The organism is Psychromonas sp. Urea-02u-13 (assembly GCF_002835995.1).
Classification (GTDB): Bacteria; Pseudomonadota; Gammaproteobacteria; order Enterobacterales; family Psychromonadaceae; genus Psychromonas.
The window spans coordinates 1-995 of sequence record NZ_PJBZ01000210.1 but is presented as its reverse complement, the minus strand read 5'-3'; the positions used below and the strand labels follow the sequence as shown (position 1 = coordinate 995).

Annotated in this window: 1 protein-coding gene; it reads left to right on the top strand. The window is 40.8% G+C overall.

Annotation, left to right across the window (positions count from 1 at the left end):
• Nucleotides 1–228: 228 nt before the first annotated feature.
• The coding region (locus tag CXF74_RS21435; RefSeq protein WP_101084676.1) for an IS110 family transposase at nucleotides 229–995 on the top strand (767 nt) is incomplete at its 3' end.

Below are 995 nucleotides of genomic sequence, written 5' to 3'. Positions count from 1 at the left end.
TGTATGGATAATTACCCCATCAAATGATTACCATTTAAACCTTTTAGGGTAGTGTGAGACCCAAGCTTTGGCTGCAACCAAGGCTTTCTTATACAACAGTTCGTGTAACGCCTGGCTCCTCATTTGAGAGACCGTTAGCAAGAATGAACGTTGTACAAGACTCCAAGCATTAAACTCGGATAGTCAACTGGGCCTCGAGCCCGAATAGCAAGGCGGAGTCAGCTTATTATGAATTGCACAAACAATCAAAAAGAAATCACCATCGGTGTCGACACAGGCAAGTTTCAACTCGATATTTATATCAGACCATTAGATATTTACTTCACCGTCACTAATGATGATAAAGGCATTAAAGAAGCCATTAAAAAAATAAAACCACATAAACCAATGCGTATCGTTATTGAAGCGACAGGCCGACTTGAACACGCTTTTATTATGGCATGCTCACAAGCTGATTTACCCTTTGTAGTCGCAAACCCTGCGCATGTAAGAAAGTTCGCAGGTGCTATTGGTCGTAAGGCTAAAACGGATAAGCTGGATGCACAGTTAATTGCTCATTATGGCGAAGCCATTAAGCCACCATTATCGACATTAAAGCCAGAAAACATGCAGTTAATGAGCGATTTATTATCTCGAAGGAGGCAACTCATGACCATGCAAACCATGGAAAAAAACCGATTGCAGATTATGCCAAAAGAAATCTCGGGTATTATCAAACCTATATTAACTGCCATTAAAAATCAGATAGAAAAAGTCGATAGCAAACTTAGTAAGCTCATTGAAAAATGCGATGAGTACAAGGCCAAAAACATCATCATACAAAGCATGCCAGGGGTTGGTAACGTAGTTGCTTTCAACCTACTTAGCGACATGCCAGAACTTGGATATTTAACGAATAAAGAAGCGTCTTCATTGATCGGAGTAGCCCCCTTCAATAAAGAAAGTGGGAGCTACGAAGGTCAAAGAAACATACGTGGCGGTCGCCACAAAATACG